Here is a 16,685-nt window from a genome sequence, read left to right as displayed (position 1 = left end):
CATCCCCGCGCATCCTCTCTGATAATGACAGGATGATGCGTGGGGAGAGAAAACGTGCAAGGTGTACCTGAGCAGTTTATTGATGAGAAAGACAGCGCCCGCTTTCGCCATCTGGCGCAGGTGCCGGGCGTTGAGCTGTATCATGCACACATCTCGCGTTACGCTTTCGAGCCGCACACCCATGAAGCGTTTGGCATTGGCGCGATAGAAGCCGGAGCCGAACGTTTTCGCTATCGCGGCACGCAGTATGTTGCCCCCGCCCATTCCGTCGTCACCATGAATCCCGATGAGCTGCATACCGGCGAAGCCGAAACCGCCGACGGCTGGCGCTATCGGATGATTTATCTTGAACCCGACCTTCTGGAAGAGGTCACCGGGATCCGCCACTGGTGGTTTCATGACGTAACGCGTCACGATCCGCTGCGCTCGCGCCAGATCTGCTCGCTGATCCATGGCCTGTGGAACACTGAAGATCCGCTGGCGCAAAAAAGCCTTCTACTCGATCTGATCGACACGTTCCAGCCGCTGGCCCGCCATGCGCCAGTATTAACGGAGGGGGCGCATCGCTTTGAACGGGTACGCGAGTATCTGCACGATAATTATATGCATCCGGTCACGCTCGACGAGCTGGCGCGGGTTGCATCGCTGAGTCCCTGGCATTTTCAGCGCCAGTTTAAGTCTCATTTCCACGTCACGCCGCACCAGATGCTGATGGCGATCCGGCTGTGGCGAGCCAAAGGTTTTCTCACTTACGGTATGCCCGCCGCAGAGGTCGCCGCCGCAACCGGCCTCACCGACCAGTCGCATCTCACCCGCGCGTTTACCCATCGCTACGGCATTACGCCGGTGCGTTATCAGAAACAAGTCGTCCGGCGTTGATCAGCAATCTCATACAATACGGCAGCATTTTTCCTGCCTACACTCGACGTATTGTTAAACGATGTGGATGTCCAAAATGATTAGCGGTGTGTTGTATGCCCTGTTGGCCGGGCTGATGTGGGGATTAATTTTTGTTGGACCGCTGATCGTACCGGAATACCCGGCGGTATTGCAGTCGATGGGGCGTTATCTGGCGCTGGGGCTGATCGCATTGCCGATCGCCTGGCTGGGACGTGCGCGCCTGCGTCAACTCGTGCGGAAAGACTGGGTAACTGCGCTGACGCTAACAATGATGGGGAATCTGATTTATTACGTTTGCCTGGCAAGCGCCATCCAGCGCACCGGCGCACCGGTCTCCACGATGATTATTGGTACATTGCCGGTGGTGATCCCGGTCTTCGCTAACCTGCTCTACAGTCAGCGTGACGGCAAATTATCATGGTGGCGTCTGTCGCCTGCGCTGGTATTGATTGGTATAGGACTGCTGTGCGTGAATATCTCGGAGCTGAATCAGGGGTTACCAGACTTTAGTGGCTGGCGTTATGGTTCCGGCATCGCGCTGGCGCTTGTCTCGGTGGTGTGTTGGGCATGGTACGCGCTGCGTAATGCCCGCTGGCTGCGCGAGAATCCGGATAAGCACCCGATGATGTGGGCGACGGCCCAGGCTCTGGTAACGTTGCCCGTTTCTCTGCTCGGTTACATTGCCGCCTGCCTGTGGCTTAACGGGCAAACGCCGGACTTCGCTCTACCCTTCGGTCCGCGTCCGGGCGTGTTTATCGGTCTGATGATAGCCATTGCGGTATTGTGTTCGTGGGTTGGCGCACTGTGCTGGAACGTCGCCAGCCAAAAATTACCGACGGTGATCCTCGGCCCGCTGATTGTCTTCGAAACGCTGGCCGGTTTGTTGTACACCTTTATTCTGCGTCAGGAATTTCCACCTCTGCTGACGGTTAGCGGTATTGCGCTGCTGATGGTTGGGGTGGTGATAGCCGTCAGAGCCAAGCCGCAGAAACCGAGCATCGTGGTGGTTTCACAATCATAATGTGCCGGATGGCACTGCTTATCCGGCCTACAAGGACTGTACGATCTCATGTAGGCCGGATAAGGCGTTTACGCCGCCATCCGGCGCGACACCTTAAACACCGCTACCGTCTGGTTCAACCGCGCGGCCTGCTCTTCAAGCGCTGCAGCGGCGGAAGCGGATTCTTCTACCAGCGAGGCGTTTTGCTGCGTGACGCGATCCATTTCGGCAACCGCCTGGCCTACCTGATCGATACCCCGACTTTGTTCATCAGAAGCTGAGGCAATCTCCCCCATGATGTCGGTCACGCGGGTCACAGCGCTAACTATTTCCGCCATCGTTTCGCCCGCTTCATGCACCAGCGCCGTACCGGCATTGACCCGATTCCCTGAGTCATCTATCAGCGCTTTGATCTCCTTCGCCGCCTGAGCGCTACGCTGCGCCAGCGTCCGAACCTCGCCTGCGACCACGGCAAATCCGCGCCCCTGCTCGCCCGCACGCGCCGCTTCCACCGCCGCGTTTAGCGCAAGGATATTGGTCTGGAAGGCAATACCGTCGATAACATTGGTAATTTGCGCGATTTTGCTGGAACTGGTGGCGATTTCATCCATCGTACGCACCACACCATCAACCACGGTTCCGCCTTTTTGCGCCGTCTGTGAAGCATTTTTTGCCAGACTGCTCGCCTGACGCGCGTTATCTGCGTTCTGTCTCACGGTTGCGGTAAGTTGTTCCATGCTGGCTGCGGTCTCTTCCAGAGAGGCGGCCTGCTGCTCGGTACGTGAAGAGAGATCGTTACTGCCTGCGGCGATTTCACCCGCACCGGTATAGATGGTATCGGCCCCGTCACGCACCACGCTGACCGTATTCGCCAGCGCCTGCTGCATGTCACGGACGTTACTTGCCAGCAGCGCCATTTCATTGCTGCCATCGGCGCTGATGCTGTGTGTCAGGTCACCGGCAGCGATGTGGCGAATATGTCCCATCACCTCGTTGAGCGGCTTGAGCAGCACTCGCTGCATCGCCAGCCAACTGGCGATAATCACGGTGACGACAATCAGCATCACCGCGGACAGCAGCCAGATTATCTTCTGGTAATCACTCTCATTGTCCTGCACTCCGGCAGCGGCCAGCGCCGTTTGCGCGCTACGCCATTCCCGATAAACGTCCTGCATGGCCGTTTGCTTTTGCTCGGCATTCTGCTTGAACATCTCTTCCAGCTTTCCTTCAGCCAGCAGCGCGTTCATTTTTGCCAGCGTCGCAGAATAGATGCCGTACTGCTCTTCCAGTCGATCGGCCAGATGCTCATCCAGCCCCGGCGTTTCCGGCAGAGCGTAGTATTTATCGTAATGCTCTTTCGATTCGGCCAACAGGCGATTTGCCGTGTTCACCAGCTCCTTCAGTTGACCGCCGTTAATATCGCTGGCCATCGTTCCCTGTAAACGCAGCATGCCCCGGTTGAGCGTGACGCGAGCCTGGTTCAGGCTAATCCACGCATCGGTAAACTCGGCCACGTTCTGGCTGGAAAGTTGAGACACGTTAAAGTTCTGCTTATCGTTATTGAGTGCGCCAATAAAGACGCCCGCGGAGATGAGCTGCATTGCGCCCAGCGCGAGTAACACGGTGATAAGTAAGGTTATCACTTTGATTCGTTTGAACATCTGTAGCCTTTTATTATGCAGGTATTGTCTGAGGTCTAACTATCGGCAGCGGCGTGCGCTTATTTAATCCTGTCGTGCGGCTTTTTTCGCCGTACCTTTCCTTTCCAATAAGATTCAGCATCTTAACGAGATAAGAAATTTTCGTGACGCCCTTCACAAAACACCCCACCCCGAAAGGGTTATATCCTTCGCCATAAGTTGCATTTAAAATGCACCTTATATTATTGAGAATGAGGTAACGGCAATGTCTTATCGCGATCAACCTTTAGGTGAACTGGCGCTCTCTATTCCTCGCGCTTCGGCCCTGTTTCGTAAATACGATATGGATTACTGCTGCGGCGGTAAGCAAACGCTGGCACGCGCTGCCGCGCGTAAAGAGCTGGATTTAGACGTTATTGAGGCGCAGCTCGCGCAGCTGGCTGAACAGCCGCTGGAGAAAGACTGGCGTACCGTGGCTCTGGCTGAAATCATCGACCATATCATCGTGCGTTATCACGACAGACACCGCGAACAGCTGCCGGAGCTGATCCTGCAGGCCACTAAAGTTGAACGCGTTCACGCAGACAAACCGAACGTACCGCGCGGTCTGGCAAAAAACCTGACCATGCTGCATGAAGAGCTGTCCAGCCACATGATGAAGGAAGAGCAGATCCTGTTCCCGATGATTAAACAGGGCATGGGTAGCCAGGCGATGGGGCCAATCAGCGTGATGGAAAGCGAACATGACGATGCGGGTGAACTAGTAGAAGTGATCAAACACATCACCCATAACGTTACGCCGCCACCAGAGGCCTGCACCACCTGGAAAGCCATGTATAACGGCATTAACGAGATGATCGACGACCTGATGGAACACATCAGCCTGGAAAACAATGTGTTGTTCCCGCGTGCCCTCGCAGGTGAATAAAAAAGCCCGGTAGCGCTAGCGCTTACCGGGCCTACAACGACCTCGAACGTAGGCCTGATAAGGCGAAGCCGCATCAGGCAACCCCGCCAGCATAGTGCCGGATGCGGCGTAAACGCCTTATCCGGCCTACATCTCACGTCTTAGCGATTAACGCACGCCTGCCATACGTTTCTTACCGATAAACAACCAGCCCAGACCCAGCGCGATGAACCACAACGGCGTGACGATCAGCGCCTGGCGGGTATCTTCTTCCAGCGTCAGCAGTACCAGTACGAAGACGAAAAACGCCATACATACCCAGCACATCAGCTTGCCTAACGGCATCTTGTAGATTGATTTTTCATGCAGGTGAGGACGTTGCTTGCGGTACACCAGGTACGAGCAAAGAATGATGGTCCAGACGAACATGAACAGAATCGCCGATACGGTGGTGATCATGGTGAAGGCGCCAATCACGCTCGGGTTCACGTACAGCATCACCACGCCGCCCAGCAGACAGATACAGGAGAAGGTTAAACCCTTCGCCGGAACTGCGCGTTTAGACAGCTTGGCAAACGCTTTAGGTGCCACGCCTTCCTGCGCCAGACCGAACAGCATACGGCTGGTAGAGAACACGCCGCTGTTTGCAGAAGAGGCAGCTGAAGTCAGCACCACAAAGTTGATCAGGCTCGCCGCAGCAGGCAGACCAACCAGCACAAACAGTTCAACGAATGGGCTCTTGGTTGGCACTACCGAGCTCCACGGCGTAACGGACATAATCACGATCAGCGCGAACACGTAGAACATGATGATACGGATTGGAATCGAGTTAATGGCGCGCGGCAGAGATTTCTCCGGATCCTTGGTTTCTGCTGCGGTCGTACCCACCAGCTCAATACCCACAAATGCGAACACCGCTATCTGGAAGCCGGCAAAGAAGCCACTCAGACCTTTCGGAAACCAGCCACCGTCATTCCACAAGTGCGTGAACGATGCCTGAACGCCGGTTGGCGACTGGAAGTGCGTCAGCACCATCACCAGACCGACGACAATCAGGCCGATAATGGCAACGATTTTGATCATCGCGAACCAAAACTCCATCTCACCGAACATTTTTACGGTGGCGAGGTTAAGGCTCAGCAGTAGCACGATCACCGCCAGCGAGGCGACCCAGTCTGAGAGTTCGGGGAACCAGAATTGCGCATACGCGGTAATGGCGACAACGTCTGCCATCCCGGTAACGACCCAGCAAAACCAGTAGGTCCAACCGGTAAAATACCCGGCCCATGGCCCGAGCAGGTCAGAGGCAAAATCACTAAACGATTTGTACTCCAGATTCGAGAGCAGCAATTCACCCATTGCACGCATCACGAAAAACAGCATAAAACCGATGATCATATACACAAAGATGATCGACGGTCCGGCGAGACTGATGGTTTTACCGGAGCCCATAAACAGGCCAGTACCGATAGCGCCACCAATAGCAATAAGTTGAATATGACGGTTTGTGAGATTGCGCCGTAGCGACTGTTCAGACGACGCCTCTTCAGCGGTGTCGACTTTTACCTGATCTACCATGTTTTTTCTTCCTGTACCTGTCTGTGTTGTTCAGGCTCTACGGCCTTTAGTGTGTCTATGATACGACGATCCTGTTATCAGGACTCATCGATATTAGGTAAGAATTGGCGGGATGAATACTAAGATTTAGATATAATGTTAATTTAATGTTTAAAGTGAGTGTCATATCACTCTGATAGCGCGAATCAGCTCACAAAAATACACGCTGATGGGGCATTTGCAAGATAAAATATCGACAACGACGTAACTATAGCTTTTCACGCTATTTTTTTGCTCCCCCCGGCCTCGGGGGGAACAGAAGTCACTGCTTACAGGATCTCAAGCAGCTCAACTTCGAATACCAGCGTGCTGAACGGAGGAATGGACGCGCCAGCGCCACGCTCGCCGTAAGCCAGTTCCTGAGGAATAGTCAGTTCCCATTTGGAACCTACCGGCATCAGGGTCAGCGCTTCAATCCAGCCTGGGATTACGCCGTTAACCGGGAATTCAGCCGGTTCGCCACGTGCGACAGAGCTGTCAAATACGGTACCGTCGATCAGCTTACCGGTGTAGTGCACGCGAACGCGGTCAGTACGTGCCGGAATAGCACCTTCACCCTGGGTCAGAACACGGAACTGCAAACCGGATTCAGTGCTGTTCACACCGTCTTTCTCACGGTTTTCTTCCAGATATTTGACGCCATCAGCCGCCATAGCCTGGAAACGCTCGCGACGAACTGCATCAGCACGTTCGTGGATTTCACGCAGTGCGCGATGCACAACATCAACCGGCACTGCCGGGTGCTTACCTTCCAGCGCGTCAGCGATACCCGCTACCAGCGCTTCAGGCAACAGTCCTTCCAGTCCGGATTCGCTCAGCTGTTGTCCTACCTGCAAACCAATGCCGTAGCTTGCTTGCGCTTCGATAGTGTCAAAAGTCGGGTTAGCCATCATATTTCCTTTCATCGGATGTAAAGTAGCGGGCAGCATATCAGCCATGCCGCATCCGGTAAAACTTTGTCTCGGGAACAGATGACAAATCGCGAGGAAACATAAACAATAGGAATATCCCGCGTTGACGTCACGAAAGCGGGTAATATGACGAACATCATAGCGTTAGCCATCTATACTCTATGATCGAGGAACGAGACGCGGAGCAGGAGGAAAGCCATGCCCGGGCGCTTTGAATTAAAACCAACCCTGGCGAAAATCTGGCATGCACCGGACAATTTTCGCATTATGGACCCGCTACCGCCTATGCACCGCCGCGGCATTATTATTGCTGCTATTGTGTTGGTGATAGGTTTCCTGCTCCCTTCCAGTGACACCAGCGATACCCCTGTGGTGACGCGTACTGCCCAGCTGGATTTACAGTCACAGTCGCAGCCACCGACCGAGGCTCAGCTGCAGGCACAGCTTGTCCCGCCGCAAAACGATCCCGGCCAGGTCGCTCCGGTTGCGCCAGAGCCAATCCAGGAAGGCGAACCTGACGCGCAGCCTCAGGTCCAGCAATCTCAGCCGCAGACACAACCTTTCCAACAGGATAGCGGAATTGACCAGCAGTGGCGCTCCTATCGCGTAGACTCAGGTAAAACGCTGGCGCAGGTATTCCGTGACCATAACCTCCCGCCAACCGATGTGTATGCGATGGCACAGGTTGAAGGCGCCGGAAAACCACTGAGCAATCTGAAAGACGGTCAGATGATACAGATCAGGCAGAATGCCAATGGCGTGGTGACGGGATTAACCATTGATACCGGGAATGGTCAGCAGGTCCTGTTTACCCGCCAGCCTAACGGCAGTTTTATCCGCGCCCGTTAAGCGCTGTGACCCCGCGATTGTAAGCCTGATAAGCGATAGCGCCATCAGGCATCAAGGTGAAACGTCAGCGTTTCACCTTGTTCACCCACCAGATCCCCGAACACACCAGCACCAGCGCTACCGCATATTTCCATTCGAGAATGTTTTCACCGAGGAATATTGCCGACAGCACTGCACCCGAAACCGGGATCAGGAAGTTAAACGGCGCAATCATCCCCACGCGATTATGCTTGAGCAGAATACTCCACAAGGCGAAAGCGACCGAAGAGAGTAACGTCAGGTAGCCGAGAATCGCCACCGAAGACGCACCGTTTACGGTTAGCGTGCCGCCAAAAGCGTAGCCGCCGATAACCAACGCCAGACCGCCACCGCCCAACTGGTACCCTGTCATTACCGTCGGGTCCACCGTCTGAGAAATACGTTTTCCATATAGCGTGGCAGCAGAGAGAATAAAGGCCGCCATCACTACTGAGCCGTCTCCTAACAGGCTGAAGCTAAAATCCAGTCCGCTGCTAAAGTTCACCACCATTACACCGGTAAAGCCCAGAATACAGCCCAGCGCTTTGTTGTAGCTCAGTTTGTCGTTATGGTAGATAAAATGGGCCAGCAGCACGCTGAAGAAGGTCCCGGTCGCATTCATGATGGACCCTTTCACTCCCGTCGTGAACGCCAGGCCAATGTAGAAGAAGATGTATTGCAGCGAGGTTTGCGTTAGCCCCAACAGCGTGAGTTGGCCGTACTGACGCGGGCTTAACCGGCCAATCGGTTTACGCTGCGCTACCGCCAGCAGTAGCAGCAATAATCCCGCAAACAGAAAGCGATATCCGGCAAAGACAATCTTTGAGGGAATGTCATCCGTGGCAATCTGGAAGATCTCATATCCGCTTTTGATCGCCGGATAGGCGCTCCCCCACAACAGACAGCAGAACGCTGCGCTCAGGTAGACAACATTTTTACGCGCAAACAGAGGTTGGTGCGTTGGTTCCATTCCATCACCACTTTGAAATAATGTTTTATTTTTGTGATTATCCCGAAAAGGATAAAGAATAGCCAGAGAGAAAAGCGGGGGAACAGAAAAGCAAAACGCCGGCACAGGGCCGGCGCTTTTACGCGGTCATCAGAATAAAAACTTATTCTGCAACTACGTTTACAGTCAGCTTAGCAAACACTTCGCTGTGAACCTGGAAGCTCACTTCGTGCTCGCCAGTGGTACGCAGAACGCCGTTCGGCAGACGAACTTCGCTCTTAGCTACTTCAACGCCAGCTGCAGTTACAGCGTCAGCGATGTCGCGAGTACCGATGGAACCGAACAGTTTACCTTCGTCGCCAGCTTTAGACGCGATGGTTACGGTTTCCAGTGCGTTGATTTTCTCTGCACGAGCTTCAGCAGCGGACAGAACGTCAGCCAGTTTAGCTTCCAGCTCAGCGCGACGCGCTTCGAAAAATTCAACGTTTTTCTTGGTAGCAGGAACAGCTTTACCCTGTGGTACCAGGAAGTTACGAGCATAGCCCGCTTTAACGTTAACCTGATCACCCAGGCTACCCAGGTTTGCTACTTTATCAAGCAGAATAACTTGCATTACCTTATCCTCTCAAAGTCGTATTAATGGACCGTGACCGATTACTGATGACGATCAGTGTACGGCAGCAGGGACAGGTAGCGAGCGCGTTTGATAGCGCGAGCCAGCTGACGCTGGTATTTTGCACGGGTACCGGTGATACGGCTTGGGACAATCTTACCGCTTTCGGTGATGTAGTTTTTCAGCGTAGCGATATCTTTATAGTCGATCTCTTGAACGCCTTCCGCGGTGAAACGGCAGAACTTGCGACGACGGAAATAACGTGCCATATGGCTAGTCTCCAGAATCTATCAATTCAATCTGCTCGGCATGCAGAACCATTTTGCTCAGGCCGTTCTTTGCCTTGTGGCAAGAGATGAACCCCTGAACGGTCACTGCGCTACCGACCGTTATACTGTGAGTAATGGCTTGGTTTTCGTGTCCGCTAATAATAACGGGCATTTGGCACCACGCCTGCCGGTGAAACCCGGCTTCCTCCTGCACAGAACGATGCTCAAGCACGAACTGGCAATGAGGAATTCCTGATGGACTGACCTTTCGAAGGGGAGCCCTGCACACGGTGCCGGACAACGCCAGACGGTTGGTCATCAGAAATTACTCTTCAGAATCCCCAGCTTCAGCATCATCTGCGGTTTCGTTAGCGAAATCATCGCGACGTTCACGACGCTCGTCTTTCGCTTTAACCATCGGAGATGCTTCGGTAACAGCGTGTTTAGTACGCATAACCATGCTGCGGATAACGGCATCGTTGAAGCGGAAGGTAGTTTCCAGCTCATCGATCACTTCCTGCGGCGCTTCAACGTTCATCAGAACGTAGTGAGCTTTGTGCAGTTTGTTGATCGGGTAAGCCAGCTGACGGCGGCCCCAGTCTTCCAGACGGTGGATCGTGCCTTCTGCACCAGTGATGGCAGCAGTGTAGCGTTCGATCATACCCGGAACCTGTTCGCTCTGGTCAGGATGGACCATAAAAACGATTTCGTAATGACGCATCGAATTGCTCCTTACGGATTATTCAGCCTCCTGTCTGGGTCAGCCGAGGCCCATGGAGGCAAGGAACGTGTTAAAGGTCGGCTGAAAAATGACGCGTCATAATACTGGGGTCAGCAGGTAAACTCAAGGTGCTTGTACGATTATTTATCATGTCGCCATTAATACATATCCAGCAGCATTTTGATGCTGATACAAATGGAGACAATGACAATCATGGGTCGGATGACTTTCTTACCGCGCGTCAGTACGACTGTCGCACCAAGACGTGCGCCAAGGGATTGCCCTGCAAACATCACCAAACCCAGCGACCAGATCATTTTACCGCCGAAAATGAAGAACAAAATCGAGGCGATGTTCGACGCCAGGTTAATAAAATTCGAGTGGATTTGCGCTTTATCAATACTGTATCCCCACAGCAGAATATAGCTGAGGGTATAAAAGGAACCTGCCCCAGCACCGAGAAAGCCATCATAAAAACCAATACATCCCCCACCGATCAACGAGAAGAGAAACAGGGATACCTGCTGCTTTCTTTTCGGTTCGCTAAGGTTTGGCGCAAAAATAAAGTAAATGGCGACTGCGATAATCAGGATTGGGAGCAGTTTCTTCAGCAGTTCCGGTTCAATGAACTGGATAAGCGTCGTTCCCAGCGCAGAACCGATAAAGGCAGATAAAAACACATACTTGTGCTCCTGCACGTTGATATGTCCTCGGCGTAAAAAGTAAATTCCGGAGGTCAGCGAGCTACCCAGAGCCTGAATTTTATTGGTTGCCAGCGCATTAGCCGGGGGTAAACCAGAAATTAAGAGTGCGCCAATAGAGAGAAATCCACCACCACCCGACACCACGTTAATAAAGCCAGCCACCAGCGCGACCATAAACATAACCACGAAATAGCTGAAATCCATGAATGAAGTATCCATAAGTTTTTGCCTTATTATCATAAAGTTATATTAATTATCCGGCTCACTATAAACGGCGTACTCACCCGATTAAATTGACTATTTGGTAAGAGCTTATGCGCGAAAGGCAGGTATTTTTTCACCGCAGCGGTATCCACCAGCAGACTGTTAATTAAAGAAAAGATGGTTATGCGGTAATTTTTTGAACAACTGCATCAGAAATGGTCGCTATCGACTGCGCTGGTAGCGGTTAAAATTACATCAGAAGTTAATCACTCACAGGAGAGAGGCAACCAGAGACCGCAGTCGAGGAGGTACATATGCGAGCCCGTGTTTTGACCCTTCTGGCTGTGCTTTTGCTCAGTGCAAATGCAACGGCAGCCATCAAAATTGATAACCATCAGGCCAGGAACATGGATGATGTGCAGAGCTTAGGCGTCATTTACATAAATCATAACTTCGCCACTGAAAGTGAAGCCACTCAGGCCCTGAATGAAGAGACCGATGCGCAAGGCGCAACCTACTACCACGTGATCCTCACCAGGGAACCCGGTAGTAACGGAAATATGCACGCCAGTGCAGATATTTATCGTTAACACCAGAAATAACCAACGAGAACATTGCCACAGTTTGACTTGCCCCCTTCACTGGGGGCTTTTTTTGCAAAACAATCCCGAAGCCAGACCGATCTCATCCCCATGAAGAGTTGGCTCCGGAACGTTTTTTCCTACTTCTGCCCGTAATAGGCATTTGGGCCGTGCTTACGCATGAAGTGCTTATTCATCAGATAACTGTCGATAGCGCTGAGTGCCGGATTAATGCCACGCGCAATCCATGCCATTTTTGCCACCTCTTCCATCACCACCGCGTTATGTACCGCGTCATGAGCGTCTTTACCCCAGGCAAACGGGCCATGTTGGTACACCACTACGCCTGGCGTATGCAAAGGTTCCACCTCCCCCAGCGTTTCAACAATCACCCTGCCGGTATTCAGCTCATACTCATCCTGAACTTCCGCTTCAGTTAACGCCCGGGTGCAGGGGATATCGCCAAAGAAGTAGTCCGCATGCGTCGTGCCTAGCGCAGGAATTGCCAGACCTGCCTGCGCCCATGCCGTCGCGTGGGTTGAGTGGGTATGCACCACGCCGCCAAGAGAGGAATAGCGACGATACAGCGCCAGATGGGTGGCGGTATCGGAAGAAGGACGATAGCGTCCTTCCACCACGTTGCCGTGCAGATCCACAACTACCATGTCGTCCACTGTCATTGTCTGGTAGTCGACGCCGCTGGGCTTAATCACCACCATCCCGCGTTCGCGGTCGATGGCGCTGACATTACCCCAGGTAAACGACACCAGCCCGTAGCGCGGCAGATCCATATTAGCCTCAAAAACCTGCTGTTTGAGTTTTTGCATTACACCGCCTCCACCAGACCGGCGCTGGCCATACGCGCTTTCACCCAGTCGCGCGCCTTCGCCACTTCACGTGCCGGGTCGTCCGACGTTTCACTCCACATCTCAATCAGGTATGGCCCGCAATACCCACTCTGTTTGAGCGTCGCAAAACAACGTTCGAAATCGACAACCCCTTCACCAAACGGCACATTTTTGAATACGCCGGGTTTGGTATCTTTCACGTGTACGGCAACGATATGGCCCATTCCCGCCTGCAGCTCCATCTGCACATCGTTGTCCCACGCCGACAAATTGCCGATATCGGGATACAACTGGAACCACGGATTGTTGAGATAGTGAGCGTATCCCAGCGCCTTACTGATCGAATTCATCAGTGGATAATCCATGATTTCCATCGCCAGCGTCACCTGTGCACGGCTCGCCATCTCTACGCTTTCTTTCAGCCCATCGCGAAACCGACGACGCGTTTCGTTATTGGCCTGCTGGTAATAAACGTCGTAACCCGCCAGTTGAATAACGCGAATACCGATATCCTGCGCAAACTGAATGGCTTTACGCATGATCTCCAGCCCCTGTTCGCGTACCGCATCATCTTCACTGCCCAGCGGGAAACGTCGATGAGCGCTCAGGCACATGGACGGTACCCGTATCCCTGTCTCGGCGATAGCGGCCACCAGCGCCAGTCGCTGCTCGCGGTTCCAGTCAAGACGCGCCAGGCGAGCGTCGGTTTCATCAACCGACATTTCGACAAAGTCAAAGCCCAGTTCCTTCGCCAGCTGCAAACGTTCCAGCCAGCACTCCCCGCCGGGGAGTGCCTTTTCATAAATACCGAGCGGGACCTGTTTCGACAACATAGTCGCTCCTTATCCCCACAGCTGGGCGATAGAACGTTTGAACTGACGGGCCGCTTCCACCGGAGAGGCGGCATCGCGAATGCTGCGACCGGCAATAAATACGTGAATCGGAATTCCCTGGAACAGCGGCAGATCTTCCAACGCCAGACCGCCGGTGACGGTGACTTTAAAGCCCATCTCGGACAGGCGTTTGATCGCGCTGATATCCGCCTCTCCCCACGCCACACCCGCTGCCTGCGCATCACGGCTGCGGTGATACACAACTTGCCCAATGCCCGCGTCACGCCACTCTTGCGCCTGCTCCCAGGTCCAGTAACCCGTCAGTTCAATCTGTACATCACCGTTAAATTCTTTCGCCACCTCCAGTGCCCCCCTGGTGGTGTTGATATCCGCACAGCAGATGACGGTGACCCAGTCAGCGTTGGCTTCGAAACACATTCGGGAGAGGATTTTTCCCGCATCGGCAATTTTGGCGTCCGCCAGCACAATTTTATGCGGGTAAAGCGCCTTCAGATCGCGTACGGCGCGCACGCCCTCTGCCACGCAAAGAATAGTGCCCACCTCAATGATATCGACCTCTTCGGCAATCAGACGCGTCGTTTCATACGCGGAAGACATTGATTGGTTATCCAGCGCAACCTGCAACATAGGTAATGACATTTTGGTATCCTTTTAAACAGCCGCCGCAGTGGCGTTATCAATTAAATCCAACACTTCCTGCGCGGTGCGACAGGCGCGTAAACGGTCGAAATTGGCTTCGTCATCAAAGAGATTCACGATCTGCATGATGCCCACCTCCTGATGCGTGTTGGCATCAACTGCCGCCATCGTTATCAGAATATCGACCGGGTCGTTATCTTCGTGGTTAAACACCAGCGGCGTTTTCAGCGTCACCAGCGCAAAACCGGTTTTCTTGACCCCTTCCTCCGGACGGCCGTGCGGCATTGCCAAGCCTGGTGCAATCACAAAGTACGGGCCAAACTGCTCAACGCCATCAAGGATGGCCTGGTAGTAGCGTGGTTCAACCACATCGGCCTTAACCAGCAGATCCACACCAAGCTTTACCGCTTCCTGCCAGGTACTGGCCTCGGCTTGCAAAAGGATGGAATTATTGTCTGCCAGCGAGTCACGTAATTTCATATGCCGCCCCTTACTTCACGTCCTGCGGGAAATGCGCTTTGATCACTTCCAGCAGTTTTGGTCCAAAATCGGCAGGAGACAGCATGTTGCGTACGCCAACGACATATTTATTGCCAGAAACGGTAATCTCACCGGCGATATGCGTAGAGGCGATGATGATATCCGCGCCGCTCAGTTCACTTTTGTATTCGCCCACGGCGCAGCTGTTTACCGTATGGTCAATATTTGACTGGGTTAAAAACTGGTCCACCTTCATTTTCATGATCATGGAACTGCCCTGCCCATTGCCACACACAGCCAGAATACGTACGGTCATAATCGGAACTCCTTATTAAGCAGAGTGTTCTGCCAGTTGTTTTTCTGCGTCTTCCTCAGCACGCAACGTGCGCCCTGCGAAAAACATATAAGCCAGTGCAATCAGAATAATGACGGCCATAAACACGATGCCGATGGAGGCAAAGCCTTGCATCATCGGCGGTGCCAGAATTGACCAGTCCGCCATGCCCATCCAGGCGCTCATACCGGTGAGCTTAACCGCCCAGACGCAGCCGAAGATTTCGATCATCCCCATCACCAGGCAAATCTTGAGCGCCGCGCGCCAGCCGCCAAAGTGGTTAGCAAATACGCCGATAGTGGCGTTCGAGAAGAACATCGGGATAAAGCCTGGGATAATCAGGATGGAAGAGCCGCAGGCAACCAGAATACCTACCGCGATCAGTTGGCCGATGGTACCCCACATAAAGCCCCAGACCACCGCGTTGGGGGCAAAGCTGTAAATCGCTGCGCAGTCGATAGCCAACACCGCGCCGGGGATCAGACGTTGAGAGATACCGTTGAACGCTTCTGAAAGTTCAGCAACGAACATACGTACGCCCTGGGTGATGATGAAGATAGCGACAGCAAACGAAAAACCGGTTTGCAGGATATAGACCGTCCAGTGGGTTTTACCCGCCATCGCCTGAACCACATCTATGCCGAAAGAGAGCAGGATCGCCCCGAAAAAGATGGTCATCACAATCGCGGTGGAAACGATGTTGTCATGGAAGATATTCAGCCAGCCTGGCAGCTTGAGATCTTCTACGCTCTCCTCTTTCTTACCCAGATACGGCGCGACTTTGTAAGCAATCCAGGAGGCGAACTGCTGCTGGTGACCGATGGAAAAACCACAGCCGTCAGTTACTTCCTGCGTCGGTTTGTACATCATATTGGAGGTAATGCCCCAGTAGAGCGACACCAGCACCGCGGTACAGATGATGGTGGTCCACATCGGGTAACCAAAGATGTAGAAAGAGACAGCAATCAGCCCCGCCTGCTGGAACATGATGTGCCCAGTCAGCATGATGGTTCGAATGCCGGTAATACGCCGTAGCAGTACGTAACAAATGTTCAGCGCCAGCGCTAACAGTACGGCGTACCCTACCCAACTGTAGGCATCACCCATTCGTTCGATGGTTGCCATCATGGAGGCATAGGTATCGGAGATCGCGCCATTGATACCGTAAACCTCAGACATCTTCGCCACCACCGGTTTAAACGTGCTGGTCAGAATGCCCGACCCTGCCTGCAATAACATAAAACCGATAATCGTTTTGATCGTGCCTTTGATAATGACGCTGACACTTTTACGCAACAGGATGTAGCCGAGGCAGGTCACAATACCCAACAGCAACGGTGCATTGGTCATGACCTGATTAAAAAAGACGGTAAAGATGTTGTAGAGGATCTCCATAACGATCTCCAGTAGACGAAGTTGCTGAACATTCATTACAGATGCCCAGGATGTTGTGCCCTCACTCTAATTTTCAAAAGTAATCACAACAAGATTGAATTTGATTAAATGTGATGAAGTACGCAAATAATTCTCTTACTTGCAGAGTGGATTTACTTCAAATTCATACACACCAAAATAAATTCATTTAAAACAATAAAATACAAAAATACATTTCATATAAACCATCTTGTCACGTTGTTATTTGTTCAC

General features: G+C 52.9%; 20 protein-coding genes. 5 read left to right on the top strand and 15 right to left on the bottom strand.

The annotated features are described in order from the left end of the window. Positions 1-54 precede the first annotated feature (54 nt). Together OGY17_RS08315 and OGY17_RS08310 are read left to right on the top strand one after the other, a co-directional pair. The gene (locus OGY17_RS08315) at positions 55-879 is read left to right on the top strand and encodes an AraC family transcriptional regulator (protein WP_191215224.1); all 825 of its coding nucleotides are present in this window, start codon (positions 55-57) and stop codon (positions 877-879) included. A 76-nt stretch (positions 880-955) separates the two neighbouring features. Next, positions 956-1,921, top strand: a complete 966-nt coding sequence (locus OGY17_RS08310; protein ID WP_020996260.1) for a DMT family transporter — start codon at positions 956-958, stop codon at positions 1,919-1,921. A gap of 68 nt (positions 1,922-1,989) precedes the next feature. On the opposite strand, the gene OGY17_RS08305 is transcribed toward OGY17_RS08310, so the two are convergent. After that, the gene (locus OGY17_RS08305; RefSeq protein WP_286606862.1) at positions 1,990-3,561 is read right to left on the bottom strand and encodes a methyl-accepting chemotaxis protein; all 1,572 of its coding nucleotides are present in this window, start codon (positions 3,559-3,561) and stop codon (positions 1,990-1,992) included. 244 nt (positions 3,562-3,805) lie between these two features. Here OGY17_RS08305 and ytfE point away from each other — a divergent pair, with 244 nt between their 5' ends. Further along, positions 3,806-4,468, top strand: coding sequence for an iron-sulfur cluster repair protein YtfE (ytfE, locus tag OGY17_RS08300; protein WP_003025690.1), 663 nt, complete (start codon positions 3,806-3,808; stop codon positions 4,466-4,468). Positions 4,469-4,615: 147 nt separating this feature from the next. Here ytfE and cycA read toward each other — a convergent pair whose 3' ends face one another. Both cycA and bamJ read right to left on the bottom strand, forming a co-directional pair. Then, a complete protein-coding gene (gene cycA, locus OGY17_RS08295; protein ID WP_048227199.1) occupies positions 4,616-6,025 on the bottom strand; it encodes a D-serine/D-alanine/glycine transporter in 1,410 nt (469 codons plus the stop codon). Between the two features lie 308 nt (positions 6,026-6,333). Further along, positions 6,334-6,954: a BamJ family beta-barrel-assembly machinery protein gene (gene bamJ, locus OGY17_RS08290; RefSeq protein ID WP_032934269.1), complete on the bottom strand. Its 621-nt coding sequence runs from the start codon at positions 6,952-6,954 to the stop codon at positions 6,334-6,336. 219 nt (positions 6,955-7,173) lie between these two features. Between bamJ and OGY17_RS08285 the strand changes: the two genes are divergently transcribed. Continuing rightward, on the top strand, positions 7,174-7,824 hold the full coding sequence (locus tag OGY17_RS08285; protein WP_032942177.1) for a LysM-like peptidoglycan-binding domain-containing protein: 651 nt from the start codon (positions 7,174-7,176) through the stop codon (positions 7,822-7,824). A 64-nt stretch (positions 7,825-7,888) separates the two neighbouring features. On the opposite strand, the gene OGY17_RS08280 is transcribed toward OGY17_RS08285, so the two are convergent. The 6 genes from OGY17_RS08280 to OGY17_RS08250 form a co-directional block, all read right to left on the bottom strand. Next, a complete protein-coding gene (locus OGY17_RS08280) occupies positions 7,889-8,812 on the bottom strand; it encodes a DMT family transporter (protein ID WP_060682844.1) in 924 nt (307 codons plus the stop codon). Between the two features lie 142 nt (positions 8,813-8,954). Continuing rightward, positions 8,955-9,404 (bottom strand): 50S ribosomal protein L9, encoded by a 450-nt coding sequence (rplI, locus tag OGY17_RS08275; RefSeq protein WP_003025676.1) that lies wholly within the window; start codon positions 9,402-9,404, stop codon positions 8,955-8,957. 41 nt (positions 9,405-9,445) lie between these two features. Further along, the gene (gene rpsR, locus OGY17_RS08270; protein WP_000135199.1) at positions 9,446-9,673 is read right to left on the bottom strand and encodes a 30S ribosomal protein S18; all 228 of its coding nucleotides are present in this window, start codon (positions 9,671-9,673) and stop codon (positions 9,446-9,448) included. Positions 9,674-9,677: 4 nt separating this feature from the next. Beyond that, a complete protein-coding gene (gene priB / locus OGY17_RS08265; protein ID WP_003025674.1) occupies positions 9,678-9,992 on the bottom strand; it encodes a primosomal replication protein N in 315 nt (104 codons plus the stop codon). A 6-nt stretch (positions 9,993-9,998) separates the two neighbouring features. Further along, positions 9,999-10,394, bottom strand: a complete 396-nt coding sequence (gene rpsF, locus OGY17_RS08260; protein WP_003025672.1) for a 30S ribosomal protein S6 — start codon at positions 10,392-10,394, stop codon at positions 9,999-10,001. Between the two features lie 158 nt (positions 10,395-10,552). Beyond that, a complete protein-coding gene (locus tag OGY17_RS08250; RefSeq protein ID WP_003830447.1) occupies positions 10,553-11,317 on the bottom strand; it encodes a TSUP family transporter in 765 nt (254 codons plus the stop codon). 299 nt (positions 11,318-11,616) lie between these two features. Between OGY17_RS08250 and yjfY the strand changes: the two genes are divergently transcribed. Beyond that, positions 11,617-11,892, top strand: coding sequence for a DUF1471 family protein YjfY (gene yjfY, locus OGY17_RS08245; RefSeq protein WP_003025668.1), 276 nt, complete (start codon positions 11,617-11,619; stop codon positions 11,890-11,892). A 131-nt stretch (positions 11,893-12,023) separates the two neighbouring features. On the opposite strand, the gene OGY17_RS08240 is transcribed toward yjfY, so the two are convergent. Genes OGY17_RS08240 through ulaA form a run of 6 tightly spaced genes read right to left on the bottom strand, consistent with a single transcriptional unit; the run spans position 12,024 to position 16,433 of the window. Then, a complete protein-coding gene (locus OGY17_RS08240; protein WP_060682845.1) occupies positions 12,024-12,710 on the bottom strand; it encodes an L-ribulose-5-phosphate 4-epimerase in 687 nt (228 codons plus the stop codon). Then, positions 12,710-13,564, bottom strand: coding sequence for an L-ribulose-5-phosphate 3-epimerase (locus OGY17_RS08235; protein WP_008786014.1), 855 nt, complete (start codon positions 13,562-13,564; stop codon positions 12,710-12,712). The genes OGY17_RS08240 and OGY17_RS08235 overlap by 1 nt, the downstream gene beginning before the upstream one ends. Positions 13,565-13,573: 9 nt before the next feature. Beyond that, complete coding sequence (gene ulaD, locus OGY17_RS08230) at positions 13,574-14,224, bottom strand: 3-keto-L-gulonate-6-phosphate decarboxylase UlaD (protein ID WP_060682846.1); 651 nt, start codon at positions 14,222-14,224, stop codon at positions 13,574-13,576. A 12-nt stretch (positions 14,225-14,236) separates the two neighbouring features. Beyond that, entirely contained in the window at positions 14,237-14,704 is a 468-nt protein-coding gene (ulaC, locus tag OGY17_RS08225; protein ID WP_006686330.1) for a PTS ascorbate transporter subunit IIA, read from the bottom strand. A gap of 10 nt (positions 14,705-14,714) precedes the next feature. Next, a complete protein-coding gene (gene ulaB, locus OGY17_RS08220; protein WP_003025655.1) occupies positions 14,715-15,020 on the bottom strand; it encodes a PTS ascorbate transporter subunit IIB in 306 nt (101 codons plus the stop codon). Between the two features lie 15 nt (positions 15,021-15,035). Next, positions 15,036-16,433 carry a PTS ascorbate transporter subunit IIC gene (gene ulaA, locus OGY17_RS08215; RefSeq protein ID WP_003830456.1) on the bottom strand — a complete coding sequence of 466 codons (1,398 nt, stop codon included), beginning with the start codon at positions 16,431-16,433 and terminating at the stop codon, positions 15,036-15,038. Positions 16,434-16,685: the final 252 nt, after the last annotated feature.

Source organism: Citrobacter sp. Cpo126, assembly GCF_030332445.1.
Classification (GTDB): domain Bacteria; phylum Pseudomonadota; class Gammaproteobacteria; order Enterobacterales; family Enterobacteriaceae; genus Citrobacter; species Citrobacter portucalensis.
Note: the sequence above shows the minus strand (reverse complement) of the source record. Positions and strands in the feature narration are given on the sequence as shown.